Origin of the sequence: Agrobacterium sp. 10MFCol1.1 (genome assembly GCF_000381165.1) — a bacterium.
Taxonomy (GTDB): domain Bacteria; phylum Pseudomonadota; class Alphaproteobacteria; order Rhizobiales; family Rhizobiaceae; genus Agrobacterium; species Agrobacterium tumefaciens.
Genome location: NZ_KB906077.1, coordinates 271,581 through 290,787 on the forward strand (window position 1 = coordinate 271,581; position 19,207 = coordinate 290,787).

The following is a 19,207-nucleotide window of genomic DNA, read 5'->3' on the forward strand; positions in this document are numbered from 1 at the left end:
GAGGGCATCTATATGGCAAGAAGATCGCGTGCAGCTAAGACCAAATCGCAGTTGTGGGAAATTACGTCGGAGAAATCTAAAGAGGGTACAAATTCTCTTGAAGTTGTAACGATATTCAAGAAGCGTTTTCCCAATATAGATCAACAAGAACAAGATGACTTAATTGACCTTGGGCTTATGGTGTTAGCTGGTCGTGTTGCAGTATCGAGCAGACCCAATAATGACCAAGCTGACATGTTTGCCACATCTGGTTACCCTGAATTTATACCAATTAGAATCACTTCTGGAAATCGATCTAAGTTGGTTAGGAAAGATGGCAGGGTTGTAACAGCCAGAGAATATTTTAAAAGTCAGACTGTGTCAGCAGAAGAAAATACGAAGCCCCATAAGCAAACTAGCCGCGAATTGTTCCATCAAAGTATGGAGGAAATGCGGGAAAAAGAGCTTTGGGATATGACCGTGCCAGAGTATCTCGAGCAAAAAAAAGATAGCTAGTACCGGCATAACGGTCGTAGGGTAGTGGCCGAAATGTTCTGATAGAACTTCATTAACCAAATCGCTTTACGATAATTCGGTCTCAATTCGATGGCATTTGGATGGAAGCGAATTGATAGCAGGAGCGAGATGATGCAATTCAGATATGTGGTGACGGGTCTTGCGGTTGTAATGAGCCTGGCCGGTTGCCAACGTACCTCCTACGATTACAACAACAACACCAGCAACAATCCCGGTTATACGCCGCCGTTGCAGGCACAGCCGGTTCCCTCCGTTCAGTCTGGCGCCCTGCCGCCACCCGGTGGTGCTTCCGGCAGTCAGTTCCCGTCAGCACCCGCTTCTGCGACGCCTGGCGGCACTGATATGGCGTCTGCCGCTCCGCCGACAACGGCGCTTGATGTCACCAAGGAATCCATGGTTGGGAACTGGCGCGTTTCCAATGGCGGCGCCAATTGCGACATGTTCCTGACGCTTACCAATCTCGGCAGCGGTTCTCGTGGCGGCACGCGTGGCTGCTCCGGCGAACTCACGGCGATGGGGTCCTGGGAAGTGTCCGGCAAGATGGTCCTCTTCAAGAACCGTTCCGGCGATACGATCGGCCGCGTCTACAAGAGCGCCGATGCGCGCTTTGACGGCACGACGAATAGCGGCCAGCCGCTGAGCCTCAGCCGATAGAGCATCTCCGGTGCATCCGGATCGCTTCGCCTGTTTCAAGCCATTCCATTCGTCGCGGGCGTCCGTCCGCGACCGGGGCGCTTTTCCATGAAGCCATTGCCTGACTACAACCATAGTGTCGTTGAACAGCTCAACGCATTGACGGCAGCTGGCACTTTGCAGGCGGATGCCGCGCAACGCGGCGTTGCGGCCCACCTCGACCGTATCCTTGCCGATTTGAAAGCGCGCAAACCCGCCAGGAAAAAAAGCGCACTCGGCTGGATGTTCGCTCGCAAGGCTGGCCCGTCCGCCTTCGTCAAGGGACTGTATGTCCATGGCAGCGTTGGCCGCGGCAAGACGATGCTGATGGACATGTTCTACGAGATGGCGCCCGTCTCTTCCAAACGGCGCTGCCATTTTCACGAATTCATGGCTGATGTCCATAATCGCGTGCACGCGCATCGGCAGAAGCTCAAGAATGGCGAAACCAAGCAGGCCGATCCCATTCCTCCAGTGGCAGCCCAGCTTCTGGCGGAAGCGGAGCTTCTTTGCTTCGATGAGTTCACCGTCACGGATATTGCCGATGCGATGATCCTCGCCCGGCTGTTCAGCGAGCTTTTTGCCAATGGCTGCACATTGGTAACAACGTCCAATGTTGTGCCCGACAATCTTTACAAGGACGGGCTTAATCGCGGCCTGTTTCTGCCCTTTGTCGATTTGCTGAAGAAGCATGTGGAAGTGGTGACGCTGGACAGTCCCACCGATTACCGCATGGAAAAGCTGGAAAGCCTGCCGGTCTATGTCACGCCACTCGACGGTGCGGCGGATCAGGCGATGGATATGGCCTGGCGGCACATGACCGGTGGCCATCTTGTCGCGCCAACCGAAATACCGATGAAGGGCCGCTCCATTCTGGTGCCGCGCGCCAGCGGCCGTGTGGCCCGCTTTTCCTTCTCCGACCTTTGCGAAAAGCCGCTCGGCGCTTCTGATTTTCTCGCGATAGCCAATCGTTTCGATACAGTCTTCATCGACCACATCCCGTTTCTCAATGCCGACAAACGGAACGAAACCAAGCGTTTTATCATTCTCATAGACGCGCTGTACGATCACAGCGTCCGCCTCTTCGCCTCCGCTGCGGCCATGCCCGAAGACCTGCTCGGCAAGCGCAAGGGCACCGAAGGTTTCGAGTTCGATCGCACCGCCTCGCGCCTGTTTGAGATGCGCAGTGCAGATTATCTGGTGCTCCACCATGAAAAACGGCAGAAAGTTTGACACTTTCGTGACGCATTCTCTTACGTTTACGTAAGAAAATATTGATCTAAACGATTGAAAATATTCATGCCAAAAGAATCTGTTGCCAATTTTGGTCAATGGGGCTAATCGAAGTGCGACAATTTGGCTGCCGGTGGCGTGGTGAAATTGAATTGAAGCTCTAGAGGAAGCATTCGATGGCTCGCAAAAAGATTGCACTTATTGGTTCTGGCATGATCGGCGGCACGCTGGCGCATCTCGCCAGCCTGAAGGAACTGGGCGATATCGTCCTCTTCGATATTGCCGACGGCATCCCGCAGGGCAAAGGTCTGGATATTGCCCAGTCCGGACCGGTTGAAGGTTTCAATGCCAAGCTCACTGGCGCTTCCGACTACGCTGCCATCGAAGGCGCTGATGTCTGCATCGTCACCGCTGGCGTCGCCCGCAAGCCCGGCATGAGCCGCGACGATCTTCTCGGCATCAATCTCAAGGTCATGGAGCAGGTCGGCGCCGGCATCAAGAAATATGCCCCGAACGCTTTCGTCATCTGCATCACCAACCCGCTGGACGCCATGGTCTGGGCGCTTCAGAAGTTCTCCGGTCTTCCGAAGAACAAGGTCGTCGGCATGGCCGGCGTTCTCGACAGCGCTCGCTTCCGCCTGTTCCTCGCCGAAGAGTTCAACGTTTCGGTTCAGGACGTAACGGCATTCGTTCTCGGCGGCCACGGCGATACGATGGTGCCTTTGGCGCGTTATTCCACCGTTGGCGGCATTCCGCTGACCGATCTCGTCAAGATGGGCTGGCTCACCGCCGAGCGTCTCGAAGAGATCATCCAGCGCACCCGCGACGGCGGTGCGGAAATCGTCGGCCTGCTGAAGACCGGCTCGGCCTATTACGCGCCCGCCGCTTCGGCGATCGAAATGGCTGAATCCTACCTCAAGGACAAGAAGCGCGTTCTGCCCGCCGCTGCCCATCTGTCGGGCCAGTACGGCGTGGACGATATGTATGTCGGCGTGCCCACCATCATCGGCGCCGGTGGTATCGAGCGCATCATCGAGATCGAGCTGAACAAGGATGAAGAAGCCGCCTTCCAGAAGTCCGTCGGCGCTGTTGCCGGTCTTTGCGAAGCCTGCATCAACATCGCTCCGTCGCTGAAGTAATAGCCTGACGCATCGGCGCAAAACCGGATTGGATTTTTGCAAGGCACGATGCGTAGATTCAACAGCTTGAAGCGCCCTGCGTCAGATAAGGATGCAGGGCGCTTCAAGCGGCTCCAAACAGGGATTATTCCATGAATATTCACGAATATCAGGCCAAGGCTCTTCTGAAGGGCTATGGTGCGCCGGTCGCTGAAGGCGTCGCCATCCTCAAGGTCGAAGAAGCCGAAGCCGCCGCAAAGCAGCTTCCCGGCCCGCTCTACGTCGTCAAGAGCCAGATTCACGCTGGCGGCCGCGGCAAGGGCAAGTTCAAGGAACTCGGCCCCGACGCCAAGGGTGGCGTTCGTCTCGCAAAGACGATCGAAGAAGTCGTTTCCCACTCGAAGGATATGCTGGGCAACACGCTGGTAACGGCGCAGACGGGCGATGCCGGCAAGCAGGTCAACCGCCTTTACATCGAAGACGGTGCGGATATCGCTCGCGAGCTTTACTGCTCGCTGCTGGTCGATCGCTCGGTCGGTCGCGTTGCTTTCGTGGTTTCCACCGAAGGCGGCATGGATATCGAAGCTGTTGCCCACGACACGCCAGAGAAGATCCACACCATCGCCATCGACCCGGAAAAGGGTGTGAGCGACGCTGACGTTGCTGCGATCTCCAAGGCGCTCGAGCTTGAGGGTGTTGCTGCGGAAGACGCCAAGGCGCTGTTCCCGATCCTCTACAAGGCCTTCAACGAGAAGGACATGGCTCTCCTCGAGGTTAACCCGCTGATCGTCATGGAAAACGGTCATCTGCGCGTTCTCGACGCCAAGATGTCCTTCGACGGCAACGCGCTGTTCCGCCATGACGACGTCAAGGCGCTGCGCGACGAGACCGAAGAAGACGCCAAGGAAATCGAAGCCTCCAAGTGGGACCTCGCTTACGTTGCGCTCGATGGCAACATCGGCTGCATGGTCAATGGTGCCGGTCTCGCCATGGCGACGATGGACATCATCAAGCTTTACGGCAAGGAGCCGGCAAACTTCTGTGACGTCGGCGGCGGCGCCGGCAAGGAGAAGGTTGCTGCAGCTTTCAAGATCATCACTGCTGACCCGAAGGTCGAGGGTATCCTCGTCAACATCTTCGGCGGCATCATGAAGTGCGACGTCATCGCCGAAGGTGTTATCGCCGCGGTGAAGGAAGTCGGTTTGCAGGTTCCGCTCGTTGTTCGCCTCGAAGGCACCAACGTCGAACTTGGCAAGAAGCTCCTGAACGAATCGGGCCTTGCGATTACGGCTGCTGACGACCTGGACGACGCAGCCAAGAAGATCGTCGCGGCGATCAACGGCTAATTGAGGGACCGGAAATAATGTCTATTCTTGTTAATAAAGACACCAAGATCCTCGTTCAGGGTCTGACCGGCAAGACCGGTACCTTCCACACCGAACAGGCGCTTGCTTATTACGGCACGCAGATGGTCGGTGGTATTCACCCGAAGAAGGGTGGCGAAACCTGGACCGGCTCCAAGGGCGAAAGCCTGCCGATCTTCGCAACGGTCGCCGAAGCCAAGGAAAAGACCGGTGCAGACGCATCCGTGATCTATGTTCCGCCGGCAGGTGCAGCCGACGCCATCATCGAAGCCATCGAGGCTGAGATCCCCTTCATCACCTGCATCACCGAAGGTATTCCGGTGATGGACATGGTGCGCGTCAAGGCTCGCCTCGACCGTTCTAACTCGCGCCTGCTCGGCCCCAACTGCCCGGGCATCATGACGCCTGAAGAATGCAAGATCGGCATCATGCCGGGCTCGATTTTCCGCAAGGGTTCGGTCGGTATCGTTTCGCGCTCCGGCACGCTGACCTATGAAGCCGTATTCCAGACATCCAACGAAGGCCTCGGCCAGACGACGGCTGTCGGCATCGGCGGCGACCCGGTCAAGGGCACCGAGTTCATCGACGTGCTGGAAATGTTCCTGGCCGACGAAGCCACGCAGTCGATCATCATGATCGGCGAAATCGGCGGTTCGGCTGAAGAAGATGCGGCACAGTTCCTGATCGACGAAGCCAAGAAGGGCCGCAAGAAGCCGATGGCTGGCTTTATCGCGGGCCGTACGGCTCCGAAGGGCCGCACCATGGGCCACGCCGGCGCTGTCGTTTCCGGCGGCAAGGGCGATGCGGAATCGAAGATCGCGGCAATGGAAGCTGCAGGCATCAAGGTATCGCCTTCCCCGGCGCGCCTCGGCAAGACGCTGGTTGAAGTCCTCAAGGGCTGAGACCACATGAGACCGGTAACGGGCGGTGCGGCTTTAACGCCACGCTGCCCGAAGCCGCAAAGAACGACAGACAGACGGCATACCGCCCCGGCGGCAGACAGCAATAATCAAGCGGCAGGCCGATAAACGGCCCTAACGGCATCGAGGAGGCGGACGGACAAGTCCGCAAGAACACAATGGCAAGGCAAGAAGCGAACGAGCAGTTTCAGATCACGTCGTTTCTGGACGGCGCGAATGCAGCCTATATCGAGCAGCTCTATGCCCGGTACGAAGAGGATCCCTCTTCCGTGTCGCCGGAGTGGCAGAGCTTCTTCAAGGCGTTGTCCGACAATCCGGAAGACGTGAAGAAGGCAGCCAAGGGCGCCTCCTGGAAGCGCGCCAACTGGCCGATCCCGGCAAACGGCGACCTGGTATCCGCGCTTGATGGCAACTGGGCTACGGTCGAGAAGGCCATCGAGAAGAAGGTTCAGGCGAAGGCCGAGGCCAAGAGCGCCGATACCGGCAAGGCCGTCAGCCCAGCCGAAGTGCTTCAGGCGACCCGTGACAGCGTCCGCGCCATCATGATGATCCGCGCCTACCGCATGCGTGGCCATCTGCACGCTAAGCTCGACCCGCTTGGCATCGCCAGCGCCGTTGAGGACTATAACGAGCTTTCGCCGAAGTCCTATGGCTTCGAGGAAAGCGACTACGACCGCAAGATTTTCATCGATAACGTCCTCGGTCTCGAATACGCGACCGTGCGCGAAATGGTCGATATTCTCGAGCGCACCTATTGCTCGACGCTCGGCGTCGAATTCATGCATATGTCCAACCCGGAAGAAAAGGGCTGGATCCAGGAACGCATCGAAGGTCCGGACAAGGGTGTGGACTTCACGCCGGAAGGCAAGAAGGCGATTCTGTCCAAGCTCGTCGAAGCCGAAGGCTACGAGCAGTTCCTCGACGTGCGTTTCAAGGGTACGAAGCGTTTCGGCCTCGATGGTGGTGAATCGCTGATCCCGGCACTTGAGCAGATCATCAAGCGCGGCGGCCAGGACGGTCTGGAAGAAGTCGTGCTCGGCATGGCTCACCGCGGCCGCCTGAACGTTCTGACCAACGTGATGGGCAAGCCGCACCGCGCCGTGTTCCACGAGTTCAAGGGCGGTTCGTTCAAGCCTGATGACGTCGAAGGTTCCGGTGACGTGAAGTACCATCTCGGTGCCTCCTCAGACCGCGAATTCGACGGCAACAAGGTTCACCTCTCGCTGACGGCAAACCCGTCGCACCTTGAAATCGTCAACCCTGTCGTCATGGGCAAGGCCCGCGCCAAGCAGGACCAGCTTGCCAAGACATGGGACGGCGACATCATTCCGCTGTCGGAACGCGCAAAGGTGCTGCCGCTCCTGTTGCACGGCGACGCCGCTTTTGCGGGTCAGGGCGTGGTTGCCGAAATTCTCGGCCTCTCCGGCCTGCGCGGTCACCGCGTTGCCGGTACCATGCACTTCATCATCAACAACCAGATCGGCTTCACGACGAACCCGGCCTTCTCGCGCTCGTCGCCCTATCCCTCCGACGTTGCCAAGATGATCGAGGCGCCGATCTTCCACGTTAACGGTGATGATCCGGAAGCGGTGGTTTATGCGGCAAAGGTTGCAACCGAATACCGCATGAAGTTCCACAAGCCTGTCGTCATCGATATGTTCTGTTACCGTCGCTTCGGCCATAACGAAGGCGACGAGCCTGCGTTCACGCAGCCGAAGATGTACAAGGTCATCCGTGGCCACAAGACTGTTGCCCGCATCTATGCTGACCGCCTGATTGCAGAAGGCCTGATCACCGAAGGCGATTTCGAGAAGATCAAGGCCGATTGGCGCGCCCATCTTGAGCAGGAGTTCGAGGCAGGCCAGTCCTACAAGCCGAACAAGGCCGACTGGCTGGATGGTCAGTGGTCCGGTCTGCGGGCCGCCGACAATGCCGATGAGCAGCGTCGTGGCAAGACCGGCGTGCCGATGAAGCAGCTTAAGGAAATCGGCAAGAAGCTGTCGACCATTCCGGAAGGCTTCAGCGCACACCGCACGATCCAGCGCTTCATGGAAAACCGTGCCCAGATGGTCGAGACCGGTGAGGGGCTGGACTGGGCGATGGCTGAGGCTCTGGCCTTCGGTTCGCTGGTCGTAGACGGCCACAAGATCCGTCTGTCCGGTCAGGACTGCGAACGCGGCACCTTCTCGCAGCGCCACTCGGTTCTCTATGATCAGGAGACAGAAGAGCGTTACATCCCGCTTGCCAATCTTTCGCCGACGCAGGCCCGTTACGAAGTCATCAACTCGATGCTTTCGGAAGAAGCGGTTCTTGGTTTCGAATATGGCTATTCGCTTGCCCGCCCGAACGCACTGACGCTCTGGGAAGCCCAGTTCGGCGACTTCGCCAACGGCGCCCAGGTTGTGTTCGACCAGTTCATCTCTTCGGGTGAACGCAAGTGGCTGCGCATGTCCGGTCTCGTCTGCCTCCTGCCGCATGGTTATGAAGGTCAGGGTCCGGAACATTCGTCCGCCCGTCTGGAACGCTGGTTGCAGATGTGCGCCGAAGACAACATGCAGGTTGCCAACGTCACGACGCCGGCTAACTACTTCCATATCCTGCGCCGCCAGATGAAGCGTGACTTCCGCAAGCCGCTCATCCTGATGACGCCGAAGTCCCTGCTGCGTCACAAGCGCGCCACCTCGTCGCTTGCGGAGCTTGCAGGCGAGTCCTCCTTCCACCGTCTCCTGTGGGACGATGCGGAGGTCATCAAGGATGGTCCGATCAAGCTGCAGAAGGATTCGAAGATCCGCCGCGTCGTCATGTGCACGGGCAAGGTCTACTACGATCTGCTCGAGGAGCGTGAAAAGCGCGGTATCGACGACATTTACCTGCTGCGTGTCGAACAGCTCTATCCGTTCCCGGCCAAGGCGCTCATCAACGAGCTTTCCCGTTTCCGTAACGCGGAAATGGTCTGGTGCCAGGAAGAGCCGAAGAACATGGGTGCGTGGTCGTTCATCGATCCCTACCTTGAATGGGTTCTGGCGCATATCGACGCCAAGTACCAGAAGGTCCGTTACACGGGCCGTCCGGCTGCCGCCTCTCCGGCGACCGGCCTGATGTCCAAGCATCTGGCGCAGCTTGCTGCGTTCCTGGAAGACGCGCTGGGAGAGTGAGAACTCTCCCGCATCGCCCCGCAAAAAAGACACCCGAATAACGGAACTAGATCATGGCCACTGAAATCCGCGTACCAACCCTCGGCGAATCCGTCAGCGAAGCGACCGTCGGCACCTGGTTCAAGAAGGTCGGCGATACCGTCAAGGCCGACGAACCTCTCGTTGAACTCGAAACCGACAAGGTTACCGTCGAAGTTCCGGCGCCCGCCTCCGGCGTGCTGACCGAAATCGTCGTGCAGAACGGCGAAACCGTCGGTCTCGACGCCCTTCTCGGCCAGATCGCCGAAGGTGCTGCCGGCGCTGCAACTTCTGCACCCGCGGCAAAGCCTGCTGCGCCTGCTGCTGCACCGGCACCTGCCGCAGCCGTGGCCGCCGCTCCGGCTGGAAGCGCCATGCCGCCGGCACCGGCCGCCGGCAAGCTGCTCGCTGAAAACAACCTTTCCGCCGATCAGGTCGACGGTTCGGGCAAGCGTGGCCAGGTTCTGAAGGGCGACGTTCTCGCCGCTGTTGCCAAGGGTGTTTCGGCACCTGCCGCCGCTCCGGTCGCTGCTGCTGCTCCCCGTCCGGTTTCGGCCGAGCAGGATCAGGTTCGCGAAGAGCGCGTCAAGATGACCCGCCTGCGCCAGACGATCGCACGTCGCCTCAAGGATGCACAGAACACGGCCGCCATGCTGACCACCTATAACGAGGTGGACATGAGCGCCGTCATGGATCTGCGCAACCGCTACAAGGACGTTTTCGAGAAGAAGCACGGCGTCAAACTCGGCTTTATGGGCTTCTTCACCAAGGCCGTGACCCACGCGCTGAAGGAACTGCCCGCCGTCAACGCTGAAATCGACGGCACGGACATCATCTACAAGAACTATTGTCACGTCGGCATGGCTGTCGGCACCGACAAGGGTCTCGTCGTTCCGGTCATTCGCGATGCCGACCAGCTCTCCATCGCTGGTGTCGAAAAGGAACTCGGCCGTCTCGCCAAGGCAGCGCGCGACGGTTCGCTCGGCATGGCCGACATGCAGGGCGGCACCTTCACCATCACCAATGGCGGCGTCTACGGCTCGCTGATGTCCTCGCCGATCCTCAATGCGCCGCAGTCGGGCATCCTCGGCATGCACAAGATCCAGGAGCGTCCGGTCGCCATCGGCGGTCAGGTTGTCATCCGTCCGATGATGTATCTTGCGCTCTCCTACGATCACCGTATCGTTGACGGCAAGGAAGCCGTGACCTTCCTCGTTCGCGTCAAGGAAAGCCTCGAAGATCCGGAACGTCTGGTTCTCGATCTCTGATCGGTCTTGCTTTTCGTTTCAGCGGGGTTTCAAGTCGATCCCGCTGAAATGCCATCAGGAGAGCGAAAGTGCAGCCGACATTTCTTGCCGCGTCACCCTTTTTGCCGCTGATCGGGCTCAGCGTCCTGCTGCTGGCCGCCCACATTGCGCTGCAGGGAATGACGGCAACGCGTGAATTCGGGCTGGACTGGAATGCCGGTCCGCGGGATGCTGAAAAGAAGCCGGAGGGCAGGGTTGCCGGACGCGCCGCGCGTGCCTCGGCGAATTTTCGCGAGACCTATCCCGCTTTCATCGCGCTCGCCTTCGGTGTCATCATGGCTGGCGATCCGTCCGGGCTGGCCTTCACCGGCGCTTTGATCTGGCTGATCTGCCGGGTGGTCTATATTCCACTTTATCTCGCTGGTGTGCCCTATATCCGCTCGCTGGTCTGGCTCGGTTCGATGCTCGGTCTTGGGCTGATGCTTTTCGTGTTGATGTTTTAGAGGTTGATTTTCCCATGCATCAGTATCTGATCGAACTTGCATCCCTGATGGCGATCTTCTTTTTCGCGATCGTTTCTCCCGGCGCCGATCTGGCGATGGTCATGCGTCAGGCCATGGTGCATGGGCGCAAGCAGGCCATCATCACCAGCTTCGGTGTTGGCACATCCCTGATGTTCCACGTCACCTATACGATCCTTGGACTTGGTCTCATCATTTCCCAGTCGATCTATCTCTTCAACATCGTCAAGTGGTTGGGTGTTGCCTATCTGATCTATATCGGCATCAGGGCGCTGCGCGCAGGCAAGACCGAATTGCCGGCTGCGGAAGGCGAAGATGGTGTTCGGGCAAGAAGCGGCCAGACTGCATTGAAGGCGTTCACGCTCGGTTTTGCCGCCAACGCGCTCAACCCCAAACCGGTGTTTTTCTTCCTGTCGATCTTTTCGACGGTGGTTCACGCGCATACGCCTGTTGGCATCAAGTTCGGATATGGGCTCGTCATGGCAAGCTGCCTTATCCTGTGGTTCGTCGGCGTCAGCCTGTTCATGACGACGCCTCGCATGCGCGCAGCTTTTCAGCGCGCCAGCCAATGGATCGACCGCACCAGTGGCGTGGTCTTCATCGCTCTCGGTATAAAACTCGCAACGGAAAAAGCGGCCTGAGTTTCAGGTCAAACGGAAGCAGGGCGGTTAAAAATCCTGCCCGCAATCAATCAGGAACAGAAACATGGCATATGATGTAGTGGTAATCGGTACGGGTCCCGGCGGTTATGTTTGCGCGGTCAAGGCGGCACAGCTTGGCTTGAAGGTCGCAGTGATCGAAAAGCGCGCGACCTATGGCGGCACCTGCCTCAATGTCGGCTGCATTCCTTCCAAGGCATTGCTGCACGCTTCCGAAACCTTCGCGCATGTGGCCCATGGCGTTGATACGCTTGGTATCGAAGTCGCCGCTCCGAAGCTGAACCTCGAGAAGATGATGGGGCACAAGGACAGCGTGGTGAAAGCCAATGTCGACGGCGTTGCCTTCCTGTTCAAGAAGAACAAGATCGATGCCTTCCAGGGCACGGGCAAGGTTGTATCCGCCGGCAAGGTCTCCGTCACCAACGACAAGGGCGAGAGCCAGGAAATCGAAGCCAAGAACATCGTCATCGCCACCGGTTCTGATGTTGCTGGTATTCCCGGCGTCCAGGTGGATATCGATGAAAGCGTCATCGTTTCCTCCACCGGCGCGATTGCGCTCTCCAAGGTTCCGGAAAAGCTCATCGTGGTGGGCGGCGGTGTCATCGGCCTCGAGCTTGGTTCGGTCTGGTCGCGTCTTGGCGCGAAGGTCACCGTCGTCGAATATCTCGACACCATTCTCGGCGGCATGGATAGCGAAGTCTCCAAGCAGGCTCAGCGTCTGCTCGCCAAGCAGGGTCTCGATTTCAAGCTCGGTGCCAAGGTGACGGGCGTTGAAAAGACGGGAACCGGCGCAAAGGTGGTGTTCGAGCCGGTCAAGGGTGGCGCGGCTGAAACGCTGGAAGCCAACGTTGTGCTGATCTCCACCGGTCGCAAGCCCTACACCGAGGGTCTCGGTCTTGCGGAAGCCGGTGTCGTGCTGGACAGCCGCGGCCGTGTCGAAATCGACGGCCACTTCAAGACCAATGTGGATGGCATCTACGCCATCGGCGACGTGGTGAAGGGCCCGATGCTGGCACATAAGGCGGAAGACGAGGGCGTCGCTCTTGCGGAAATTCTCGCCGGCCAGCGCGGCCATGTGAACTACGATGTCATTCCGGCCGTGGTCTATACGCAGCCGGAAGTCGCTTCCGTCGGCAAGACGGAAGAAGAACTGAAGGCCGCTGGTGTCGCCTACAAGGTCGGCAAGTTCCCCTTCACCGCCAATGGTCGCGCCCGCGCCATGCAGGTGACTGATGGGTTCGTGAAGATCCTCGCTGACAAGGAAACCGACCGGGTTCTCGGCGGCCATATCGTTGGTTTCGGCGCTGGCGAAATGATCCACGAGATCACCGTGCTAATGGAATTCGGTGGTTCCTCGGAAGATCTCGGCCGTACCTGCCATGCGCATCCGACCATGTCGGAAGCGGTGAAGGAAGCGGCGCTGGCAACTTTCTTCAAGCCGATCCATATGTGATTTTAGCCAATATTAAATTTCAGCCATAAAGCGAACCCCGGCTTGCAATGCAGGCCGGGGTTCAGCATATTTGCGCCATAGCCTGTCTAACCTTTTGATAAAAGGCAATAAAATGGCGTCCTCCACTCAATTTTCCTTCTCCGTTCCGCAGCGTATCCTTCACTGGACGATGGCGCTTCTGATCTTTTTCAACCTTCTGTTTCCAGATGGCATGGCCCATGCGTATCGGTTGATGCGGCGGGGTGAAACGCTGACGCCGGAACAGATCTCCTCGGCCAATATTCACGCGTATGTCGGCTTTGCCGTCCTGTCCCTTGCGGTTCTGCGCCTCTGTCTGCGGTTTTTCCAGGGGGTGCCGCCGCATCCCGCCAATGAACCGCGCGCTTCTCAAATCGCCGCGAAGGTCGCGCATTTCACCTTTTACGCGCTGTTTTTTGCCCTGCCATTGTCGGGCATTGCGGCCTATTATTTCGGCGCGCGAGTAGCAGGAGAATTGCATTCCGGGCCGTTCAAGGGGCTGATGTGGGTGTTGATCGCCGGCCACGTCGCCGCAGTTCTGGTTCACCAGTTCTATTGGCGCACCAATGTTTTGAAGCGTATGACGCACGGCTAAAGCACTACGCTTTTCCAAAAGCGAAAACGCTCTATCTCTCTGTCTCTTCGTATTTTCTGAAGCTAAACCCGCTCGAATTGCCATTAGCGGCGGTTTGTCACGTTCCCGGATGATCGGAAATAGTGATGATGAGCCTCGCCACACAAGGCGGCAATGAGGTTATGGGATGCGGGATAGCGAAGACATATTGCCGGGCGCGGACTGGCGGGATTGCTTTGAAGGAGAGATGGTGACGGCCGCATCGAGTTCACTCGACGTGAGCAGACTTCTCCTCGATCATCCTCCGGCATGGATCAGCGGCCTTATGGCGCTTCGAAACCGTCTCGTATCGCTTTTTGGTCTCAGAACGGTCGAGCTGGCGGCGGGTACTTCGGCGGGCGGATTTCCCGTGCTGTCGTCTACTTCGGACCGGACCGTGCTCGGCTTTGACGACAACCATCTCGATTTCCGTATCGTCGTCGATGTGGAACAGGAGCTTGGTCGGCAGATCGTGAAGGTCACGACTATCGTCCGGCGCAAGAACCTGTTCGGGCGTCTCTATCTTTTCGTCGTCGGGCCGTTTCATCGTCGCATCGTGCCGGCGACGATGCGGCCGTTTTGCGCCAATGTCCGCCCCGTCAAGACCGGAGACGAGTTTATCAGTCGACCCGTGTGAGGGTAAAGCCCTGCGCACGCAGGAGTTCAATTACGCCTTCTTCGCCCGGCAGGTGCAAAGCGCCGACGGCCATGAAGACATTGCCTTTGGCAAGCTCAGGGGCCGATCGCTCCGCCATGACGTGGTTGCGATCGGTGATGATGCGTTGCTCGAAGGCGGCGTAGCCCTGGTCATTTTCAGACGCTTTCTTGGGATCAATGCTCTTCAGCATGGGCATGGTCATGCCGATATCACCGCTGACATAAAGATCGGTCATGGTCGTCATAATGTCGTCCATGCGGTCGCCCAATTCGAGCGTTTCGATCAGCGCCTGCAGATGAAATTCCATTGGCAGCTCAGACATGGCCGCAAGCTGCTCCACCATGGTCTCCAGCCCGACAAGATGCTTTCCGTCCGCGACTGCATCTTCAGCGAGCTTCTTATCCAGGAAAGACAGGCCAGTGGCCTTGCGGGCAAATTCGCAGGCGGGAAGGGCGACGAAACTCGACAGCATCCATGGCTTCATGCGCGAAACGGCACTCAGCGGAATGCCGCGCTCCTTAAGACCCTTTTCAAGGCGTGCGACATTTTCGGGTGACAGGATGTCGGTGATCGACTTGCCGTCCATAAACATGGTGAGGTCGGGTCTTGTCAGCAGCGATGCCGCAATTTTCTTGTCATCGACGATTTCGTCCGATTCCACGATGACCGTCGCGGCTTTTTCAAACGCGGGTGTTGCGGCGGCTGGCATGCCAAGAACGCGTGGATCGGTGACGTGCATGGTGCCGAGAAGAAAGGACGGCGCCGTTCCAGCTTTTTCGATGCGCCAGAAGTTGCCCTTGCCGTTCGGGATAGCTGCCGCTTCCTGTTCGATCTTCGCGAAGCCCTGCGGGTCGCTCTTGCGCATCTCCACGAGAATATCGCTGCCCGTGCAGCTTATCTCCTGTTCGGCGGCTTGCGCCTCACCCAACGATAGCAACGTTGCGAAGAGGATTGCGACAGCAGTGACGTGCAGCGCGGCGAGCAACCAGAGCAGGGTGTCGCCGGTCTTGCCCATCAGTGTGGCGGTGAGATTTTGTGGCTTTATCAGGCTTTGCATAGGTACTATCCGGTTCTAGTCCACTTATAGAACGGCGGCTTGGACGTCTGATTAATGACTATGGTTAAGCATTTCCTGCTTCATGCGCGCGGGTGGGCATTATCGTAGATTTCCAGCAATCTTGCGGTATCGACGCCGGTATAGATCTGCGTGGTGGAGAGGCTGGCATGGCCGAGCAGTTCCTGAATGGTGCGCAGGTCGCCGCCGCCGGCCAGTAGATGGGTGGCGAAGGAGTGGCGCAGCGCATGCGGTGTGGCGTTTTCCGGCAGGCCGAAAGCGCCACGCAACTTCTGCATCTCGCGCTGGATGATGGCAGGTTGCAGCTTGCCGCCGCGCGCGCCGAGGAATAGCGGCTGGTCGGCAGCCAGATGATAGGGGCAGAGCTTTTTGTAGGCCTCAACCGCTTCCGTTACCACCGCCAGCAAAGGCACCACCCGGGTCTTGTTGCCTTTGCCGGTGATGCGAAGGCTGCGGGCGTCGGGCGTGAAATCGGCCGGAGCCAGCCCGAGCGCCTCGGAGATGCGAAGACCGCAGCCATAAAGAAGCGAGAGAACCGCAGCGTTACGGGCGGCAATCCACGGCTCTTCATTCAATTGCGCCTCGGTGGTGGTTATTTTCAGCGCCTGCCGGTCCGTCAGCGGTTTCGGCAGAGATTTCGGCTGTTTCGGCGAGCGCATGGCGGTGGCCCCGGCCGCATTCACCAGACCTTTCTTTTGCAGATAGTGGAGAAAGGAACGCAGGCCCGCCAGATGCCGCCCCAGCGAGCGTGCGCCGGCGCCTTCCCTGCGACGACTGGCCAGAAAGGCGCGAAGATCGACCGGGCGCAGATCGGCGATATCGGCGATTGAAGCTGACTTGCCGATGTAACCGGTGAGGAATGTCAAAAACTGGCGAGTGTCGCGCTCGTAGGCCTCGACGGTATTGTCTGCAAGGCGGCGTTCACCGGCAATCGCGGCAAGCCAGGATTGGCGCTCGTTCAAGAGATCGGGTGTGGCAAAAGTCAGAATTTCGGTCACGGGGCGCTCCATTCCTCTCCCAACGCTATGCCCTTATGGTCAGTATTTGGTTAAGGCTTGCGCCTGGGCTTCGCATCTGGCGTGGACTTTACCGGGGTCAGCCATTACATCCGGGCGGTTTCCTTTTTCATTCCGCCGGGGCATGTTCGCCACATCATGGCAAAAGATTCGTCCGATCTGTTTGGGGCTCTGTTCGACCCGCCGTCGCTCACGCGCACGGTGCCCGTTCTCGTGCCGATGCCGGCGCCGGGACCCTACAGTTATGCCGTGCCTGACGATATGGTGGTGGAGACCGGCTCCATCGTTCAGGTGCCGCTTGGACCACGGCAGGTCTTCGGCGTGGTGTGGGACGATGCAGGAGAGAAGAGCGTCGATCCGAAAAAGCTGCGGCCCATCACCAAGAGTTTCGAGTGCCCGCCGCTGAAAGCGGAAATGCGGCGCTTCATCGACTGGGTTGCCGCCTACACGCTTTCTCCGCCCGGCCTTGTGGCGCGCATGGCCCTACGCGCGCCCGCCGCCTTCGATCCCGAGCCTATGATCGAGGGGCTGCGGCTGACCGAAGGCAGGCCGGAGCGGCTTACTCCCGCCCGCGAGAGAGTGATGGAACTGGCGGCCGAGGGCCATGGCTGGACGAAGAGTGGCCTTGCCCATGCCGCCGGCGTTTCTACCAGCGTTGTCGATGGTCTGGTCAAGCAGGGCGTATTCGAGACGGTTTTTCTGCCCGCGCCGCCCGTTGTGGCCGAGCCTGATCCCGACTATGCCGAGCCGCGACTGGAAGGCCCGCAGAAACAGGCGGCATCGGAAATTCTCGAGGATGTGCGCAAGGGTGGTTTCCATGTTTCACTGATTGATGGTGTGACCGGCTCCGGCAAAACCGAGGTCTATTTCGAGGCGGTGGCGGAAACGCTGCGACAAGGCAAGCAGGTCCTCATCCTGTTGCCGGAAATCGCGCTGACGGCGGCCTTCCTGGATCGCTTTCACGACCGCTTCGGCGCCAAGCCGGCGGAATGGCATTCTGACCTGTCGCCGCGCATGCGCGAAAAGGTCTGGCGACAGGCGGTGACGGGTGAGGTGAAGGTGGTGGCCGGCGCGCGCTCGGCGCTGTTCCTTCCCTTCGACAATCTCGGCCTCATTATCGTCGATGAGGAGCATGACCCGGCCTACAAGCAGGAAGACCGCGTCTTTTACAATGCCCGCGACATGGCGGTCGTCAGAGCCCGGATCGGGGATTTCCCGGTGGTGCTGGTCTCCGCCACGCCGTCAGTGGAAAGCCAGGTCAACGGCAGTTCTGGCCGCTATAACACGATCCATCTGCATACGCGCTTCGGCGATGCGGCGATGCCCGATCTGCATCTGATCGATATGCGTCGCCATCCGCCGGAAAGGGGAGGGTTTCTTTCGCCGGTTCTCCTGCGCGGCATCGGCAAAACCATCGAAAAGGGCGAGCAGTCCCTGCTCTTTCTCAATCGTCGCGGTTACGCGCCGCTGACGCTCTGCCGGGTCTGCGGTCACCGTTTCCAGTGCCCGCAATGTTCGAGCTGGCTGGTGGAGCACCGGTTCCGCAATCAACTGCAATGCCACCAGTGCGGTCACAACGAGCCGACGCCGGACCATTGCCCGGAATGCGGCACCTTCGATCATCTGGTGGCCTGCGGGCCGGGGGTAGAGCGGATCGCCGAGGAGGTGGAGAAACATTTTCCCGAGGCCCGCACCATCGTGCTCTCCTCTGACCTGATGGGCGTCAAGCGGCTGCGTCTGGAGCTGGAGGCGATCGTCAAGGGAGAGGCGGACATCGTCATCGGCACGCAGCTGGTTGCCAAGGGGCACAACTTCCCCCTTATGACGCTTGTCGGTATTGTCGACGCCGATCTCGGGCTTGCCAATGGCGATCCGCGCGCAGCGGAGCGAACGTTCCAACTGCTCTCGCAGGTGACCGGTCGCGCCGGGCGAACCGGGCTGAAAAGCCACGGCCTGTTGCAAACCTACCAGCCGCAACACCCTGTCATGCAGGCAATCGTGTCCGGTGATGCATCTGCCTTTTACGAAAGGGAGATCGTGGAGCGGGAAAAAGCCGTTCTTCCGCCTTTCGGACGGCTTGCCTCAATCATCGTTTCCGCCGATACGCGTGCGGAGGCCGAAACCCATGCGCGGGGTTTAAGGGCAGCAGCACCGCAGGTTACGGGCATCATGCTGCTCGGCCCGGCGGAAGCGCCGCTGGCGCTTATCCGCGGCCGGCACCGTTTTCGCCTGCTGGTGCATGGGCGGCGCAATTCCGATATGCAATCCTTCCTTCGAACGCTTCTGGCCAATGGCCCGAAGGAACGGGGCAGCGTGCATGTGCAGCTCGATATCGATCCGCAAAGTTTCCTTTGAACTTTATCAATGGGGACGTTTTCCCGCTGTCATGACCGTGTCATAACGCAGCAGGCAAAAATGATTTGAGGAACGAGATGGAGTTTTATTTTCCCGCCGAATTCGGCGAGCAGCTGGCCTTCGGCGCTGCGGTGGTGTCGGTCGTGATCGGCCTCTTTTTCATGTTTGCACCAGGCGTTACTCTGCGTGCCTTCGGTCTGCAGGCGATCGGCGAGCGCCGGGATGGTTACGCGCTTGTGCGCTCGTCGCTTGCCGGTTTTTATCTCGGCCTCGGTGCTTCCGCCCTGCTTCTGGCGCAGCCCATGGTCTATCTCGCCTTCGGTGCGGCTTTCGGTCTCAGCGTGTTCGGCGGCATTCTCTCCATTCTCTCGGATGGAGGCGCAACAGTGCGGAATTTCATACTTCTGGTTGTACACCTTCTGTTGTCTGCACTGTCGTTGAGCTACGTGTTCGGACTGGTCTGAGACGGGCTTTTTGGCTTTTGTGCCGCACCTGCGGCGCATCCTGGGCGGAATCGGAAAATTTAAACGCATTCCCCCTTGCCCAAACGGCGCTTTCCGCTATTACGCGTGTTGCGAGTCCCGGCGTCCTATGCT

The 19,207-nt window shown here is 58.9% G+C and carries 17 protein-coding genes; 15 read left to right on the forward strand and 2 right to left on the reverse strand.

All coding sequences use genetic code 11. The annotated features are described in order from the left end of the window. Positions 1–12: 12 nt before the first annotated feature. From F617_RS28405 to F617_RS0116640, 13 genes are all read left to right on the forward strand, one after another. The gene (locus tag F617_RS28405; protein WP_065705224.1) at positions 13–495 is read left to right on the forward strand and encodes a hypothetical protein; all 483 of its coding nucleotides are present in this window, start codon (positions 13–15) and stop codon (positions 493–495) included. A gap of 132 nt (positions 496–627) precedes the next feature. Beyond that, positions 628–1,170 (forward strand): protease inhibitor Inh/omp19 family protein, encoded by a 543-nt coding sequence (locus F617_RS0116585; protein ID WP_003516719.1) that lies wholly within the window; start codon positions 628–630, stop codon positions 1,168–1,170. An 87-nt stretch (positions 1,171–1,257) separates the two neighbouring features. Beyond that, complete coding sequence (gene zapE, locus F617_RS0116590) at positions 1,258–2,421, forward strand: cell division protein ZapE (protein WP_003516721.1); 1,164 nt, start codon at positions 1,258–1,260, stop codon at positions 2,419–2,421. Positions 2,422–2,597: 176 nt separating this feature from the next. Continuing rightward, complete coding sequence (gene mdh, locus F617_RS0116595; protein WP_003516723.1) at positions 2,598–3,560, forward strand: malate dehydrogenase; 963 nt, start codon at positions 2,598–2,600, stop codon at positions 3,558–3,560. A 131-nt stretch (positions 3,561–3,691) separates the two neighbouring features. Beyond that, entirely contained in the window at positions 3,692–4,885 is a 1,194-nt protein-coding gene (gene sucC, locus F617_RS0116600; protein WP_003516725.1) for an ADP-forming succinate--CoA ligase subunit beta, read from the forward strand. Positions 4,886–4,902: 17 nt separating this feature from the next. Further along, entirely contained in the window at positions 4,903–5,805 is a 903-nt protein-coding gene (gene sucD / locus F617_RS0116605) for a succinate--CoA ligase subunit alpha (RefSeq protein WP_003516727.1), read from the forward strand. Between the two features lie 176 nt (positions 5,806–5,981). Further along, complete coding sequence (locus F617_RS0116610) at positions 5,982–8,978, forward strand: 2-oxoglutarate dehydrogenase E1 component (RefSeq protein WP_003516728.1); 2,997 nt, start codon at positions 5,982–5,984, stop codon at positions 8,976–8,978. 53 nt (positions 8,979–9,031) lie between these two features. Further along, positions 9,032–10,264, forward strand: a complete 1,233-nt coding sequence (odhB, locus tag F617_RS0116615; RefSeq protein WP_019566052.1) for a 2-oxoglutarate dehydrogenase complex dihydrolipoyllysine-residue succinyltransferase — start codon at positions 9,032–9,034, stop codon at positions 10,262–10,264. 68 nt (positions 10,265–10,332) lie between these two features. Beyond that, the gene (locus tag F617_RS0116620) at positions 10,333–10,746 is read left to right on the forward strand and encodes an MAPEG family protein (RefSeq protein WP_003516731.1); all 414 of its coding nucleotides are present in this window, start codon (positions 10,333–10,335) and stop codon (positions 10,744–10,746) included. Between the two features lie 14 nt (positions 10,747–10,760). Next, complete coding sequence (locus tag F617_RS0116625; protein WP_019566053.1) at positions 10,761–11,405, forward strand: LysE family translocator; 645 nt, start codon at positions 10,761–10,763, stop codon at positions 11,403–11,405. 64 nt (positions 11,406–11,469) lie between these two features. Then, positions 11,470–12,876 carry a dihydrolipoyl dehydrogenase gene (gene lpdA / locus F617_RS0116630; protein WP_019566054.1) on the forward strand — a complete coding sequence of 469 codons (1,407 nt, stop codon included), beginning with the start codon at positions 11,470–11,472 and terminating at the stop codon, positions 12,874–12,876. A 112-nt stretch (positions 12,877–12,988) separates the two neighbouring features. After that, positions 12,989–13,489, forward strand: a complete 501-nt coding sequence (locus F617_RS0116635) for a cytochrome b (protein WP_019566055.1) — start codon at positions 12,989–12,991, stop codon at positions 13,487–13,489. A 166-nt stretch (positions 13,490–13,655) separates the two neighbouring features. Next, positions 13,656–14,144, forward strand: a complete 489-nt coding sequence (locus F617_RS0116640; RefSeq protein WP_026330903.1) for a DUF2867 domain-containing protein — start codon at positions 13,656–13,658, stop codon at positions 14,142–14,144. Here F617_RS0116640 and F617_RS0116645 read toward each other — a convergent pair. Then, on the reverse strand, positions 14,128–15,222 hold the full coding sequence (locus F617_RS0116645; protein WP_019566057.1) for a TraB/GumN family protein: 1,095 nt from the start codon (positions 15,220–15,222) through the stop codon (positions 14,128–14,130). The two genes, F617_RS0116640 and F617_RS0116645, sit on opposite strands and share 17 nt — an antisense overlap. Positions 15,223–15,302: 80 nt before the next feature. Continuing rightward, positions 15,303–16,250 carry a tyrosine recombinase XerC gene (locus F617_RS0116650; protein ID WP_019566058.1) on the reverse strand — a complete coding sequence of 316 codons (948 nt, stop codon included), beginning with the start codon at positions 16,248–16,250 and terminating at the stop codon, positions 15,303–15,305. A gap of 144 nt (positions 16,251–16,394) precedes the next feature. On the opposite strand from F617_RS0116650, the gene F617_RS0116655 reads away from it, so the two are divergent. Both F617_RS0116655 and F617_RS0116660 read left to right on the forward strand, forming a co-directional pair. After that, entirely contained in the window at positions 16,395–18,611 is a 2,217-nt protein-coding gene (locus F617_RS0116655) for a primosomal protein N' (RefSeq protein WP_003516742.1), read from the forward strand. A 77-nt stretch (positions 18,612–18,688) separates the two neighbouring features. Continuing rightward, positions 18,689–19,075 (forward strand): phage infection protein, encoded by a 387-nt coding sequence (locus tag F617_RS0116660; protein ID WP_019566060.1) that lies wholly within the window; start codon positions 18,689–18,691, stop codon positions 19,073–19,075. Positions 19,076–19,207: the final 132 nt, after the last annotated feature.

What these genes read in the sequence shown, in the direction of transcription:
- sucC (WP_003516725.1), top strand. Translation starts at nt 3,692, where the DNA reads ATGAATATTCACGAATATCAGGCCAAGGCTCTTCTGAAGGGCTATGGT.
- F617_RS0116610 (WP_003516728.1), top strand. Translation starts at nt 5,982, where the DNA reads ATGGCAAGGCAAGAAGCGAACGAGCAGTTTCAGATCACGTCGTTTCTG.
- F617_RS0116650 (WP_019566058.1), bottom strand. Translation starts at nt 16,250, where the DNA reads ATGGAGCGCCCCGTGACCGAAATTCTGACTTTTGCCACACCCGATCTC.
- F617_RS28405 (WP_065705224.1), top strand. Translation starts at nt 13, where the DNA reads ATGGCAAGAAGATCGCGTGCAGCTAAGACCAAATCGCAGTTGTGGGAA.
- zapE (WP_003516721.1), top strand. Translation starts at nt 1,258, where the DNA reads ATGAAGCCATTGCCTGACTACAACCATAGTGTCGTTGAACAGCTCAAC.
- F617_RS0116625 (WP_019566053.1), top strand. Translation starts at nt 10,761, where the DNA reads ATGCATCAGTATCTGATCGAACTTGCATCCCTGATGGCGATCTTCTTT.
- odhB (WP_019566052.1), top strand. Translation starts at nt 9,032, where the DNA reads ATGGCCACTGAAATCCGCGTACCAACCCTCGGCGAATCCGTCAGCGAA.
- mdh (WP_003516723.1), top strand. Translation starts at nt 2,598, where the DNA reads ATGGCTCGCAAAAAGATTGCACTTATTGGTTCTGGCATGATCGGCGGC.
- sucD (WP_003516727.1), top strand. Translation starts at nt 4,903, where the DNA reads ATGTCTATTCTTGTTAATAAAGACACCAAGATCCTCGTTCAGGGTCTG.
- F617_RS0116585 (WP_003516719.1), top strand. Translation starts at nt 628, where the DNA reads ATGCAATTCAGATATGTGGTGACGGGTCTTGCGGTTGTAATGAGCCTG.
- F617_RS0116660 (WP_019566060.1), top strand. Translation starts at nt 18,689, where the DNA reads ATGGAGTTTTATTTTCCCGCCGAATTCGGCGAGCAGCTGGCCTTCGGC.
- F617_RS0116655 (WP_003516742.1), top strand. Translation starts at nt 16,395, where the DNA reads ATGGCAAAAGATTCGTCCGATCTGTTTGGGGCTCTGTTCGACCCGCCG.
- F617_RS0116640 (WP_026330903.1), top strand. Translation starts at nt 13,656, where the DNA reads ATGCGGGATAGCGAAGACATATTGCCGGGCGCGGACTGGCGGGATTGC.
- F617_RS0116635 (WP_019566055.1), top strand. Translation starts at nt 12,989, where the DNA reads ATGGCGTCCTCCACTCAATTTTCCTTCTCCGTTCCGCAGCGTATCCTT.
- F617_RS0116645 (WP_019566057.1), bottom strand. Translation starts at nt 15,222, where the DNA reads ATGCAAAGCCTGATAAAGCCACAAAATCTCACCGCCACACTGATGGGC.
- lpdA (WP_019566054.1), top strand. Translation starts at nt 11,470, where the DNA reads ATGGCATATGATGTAGTGGTAATCGGTACGGGTCCCGGCGGTTATGTT.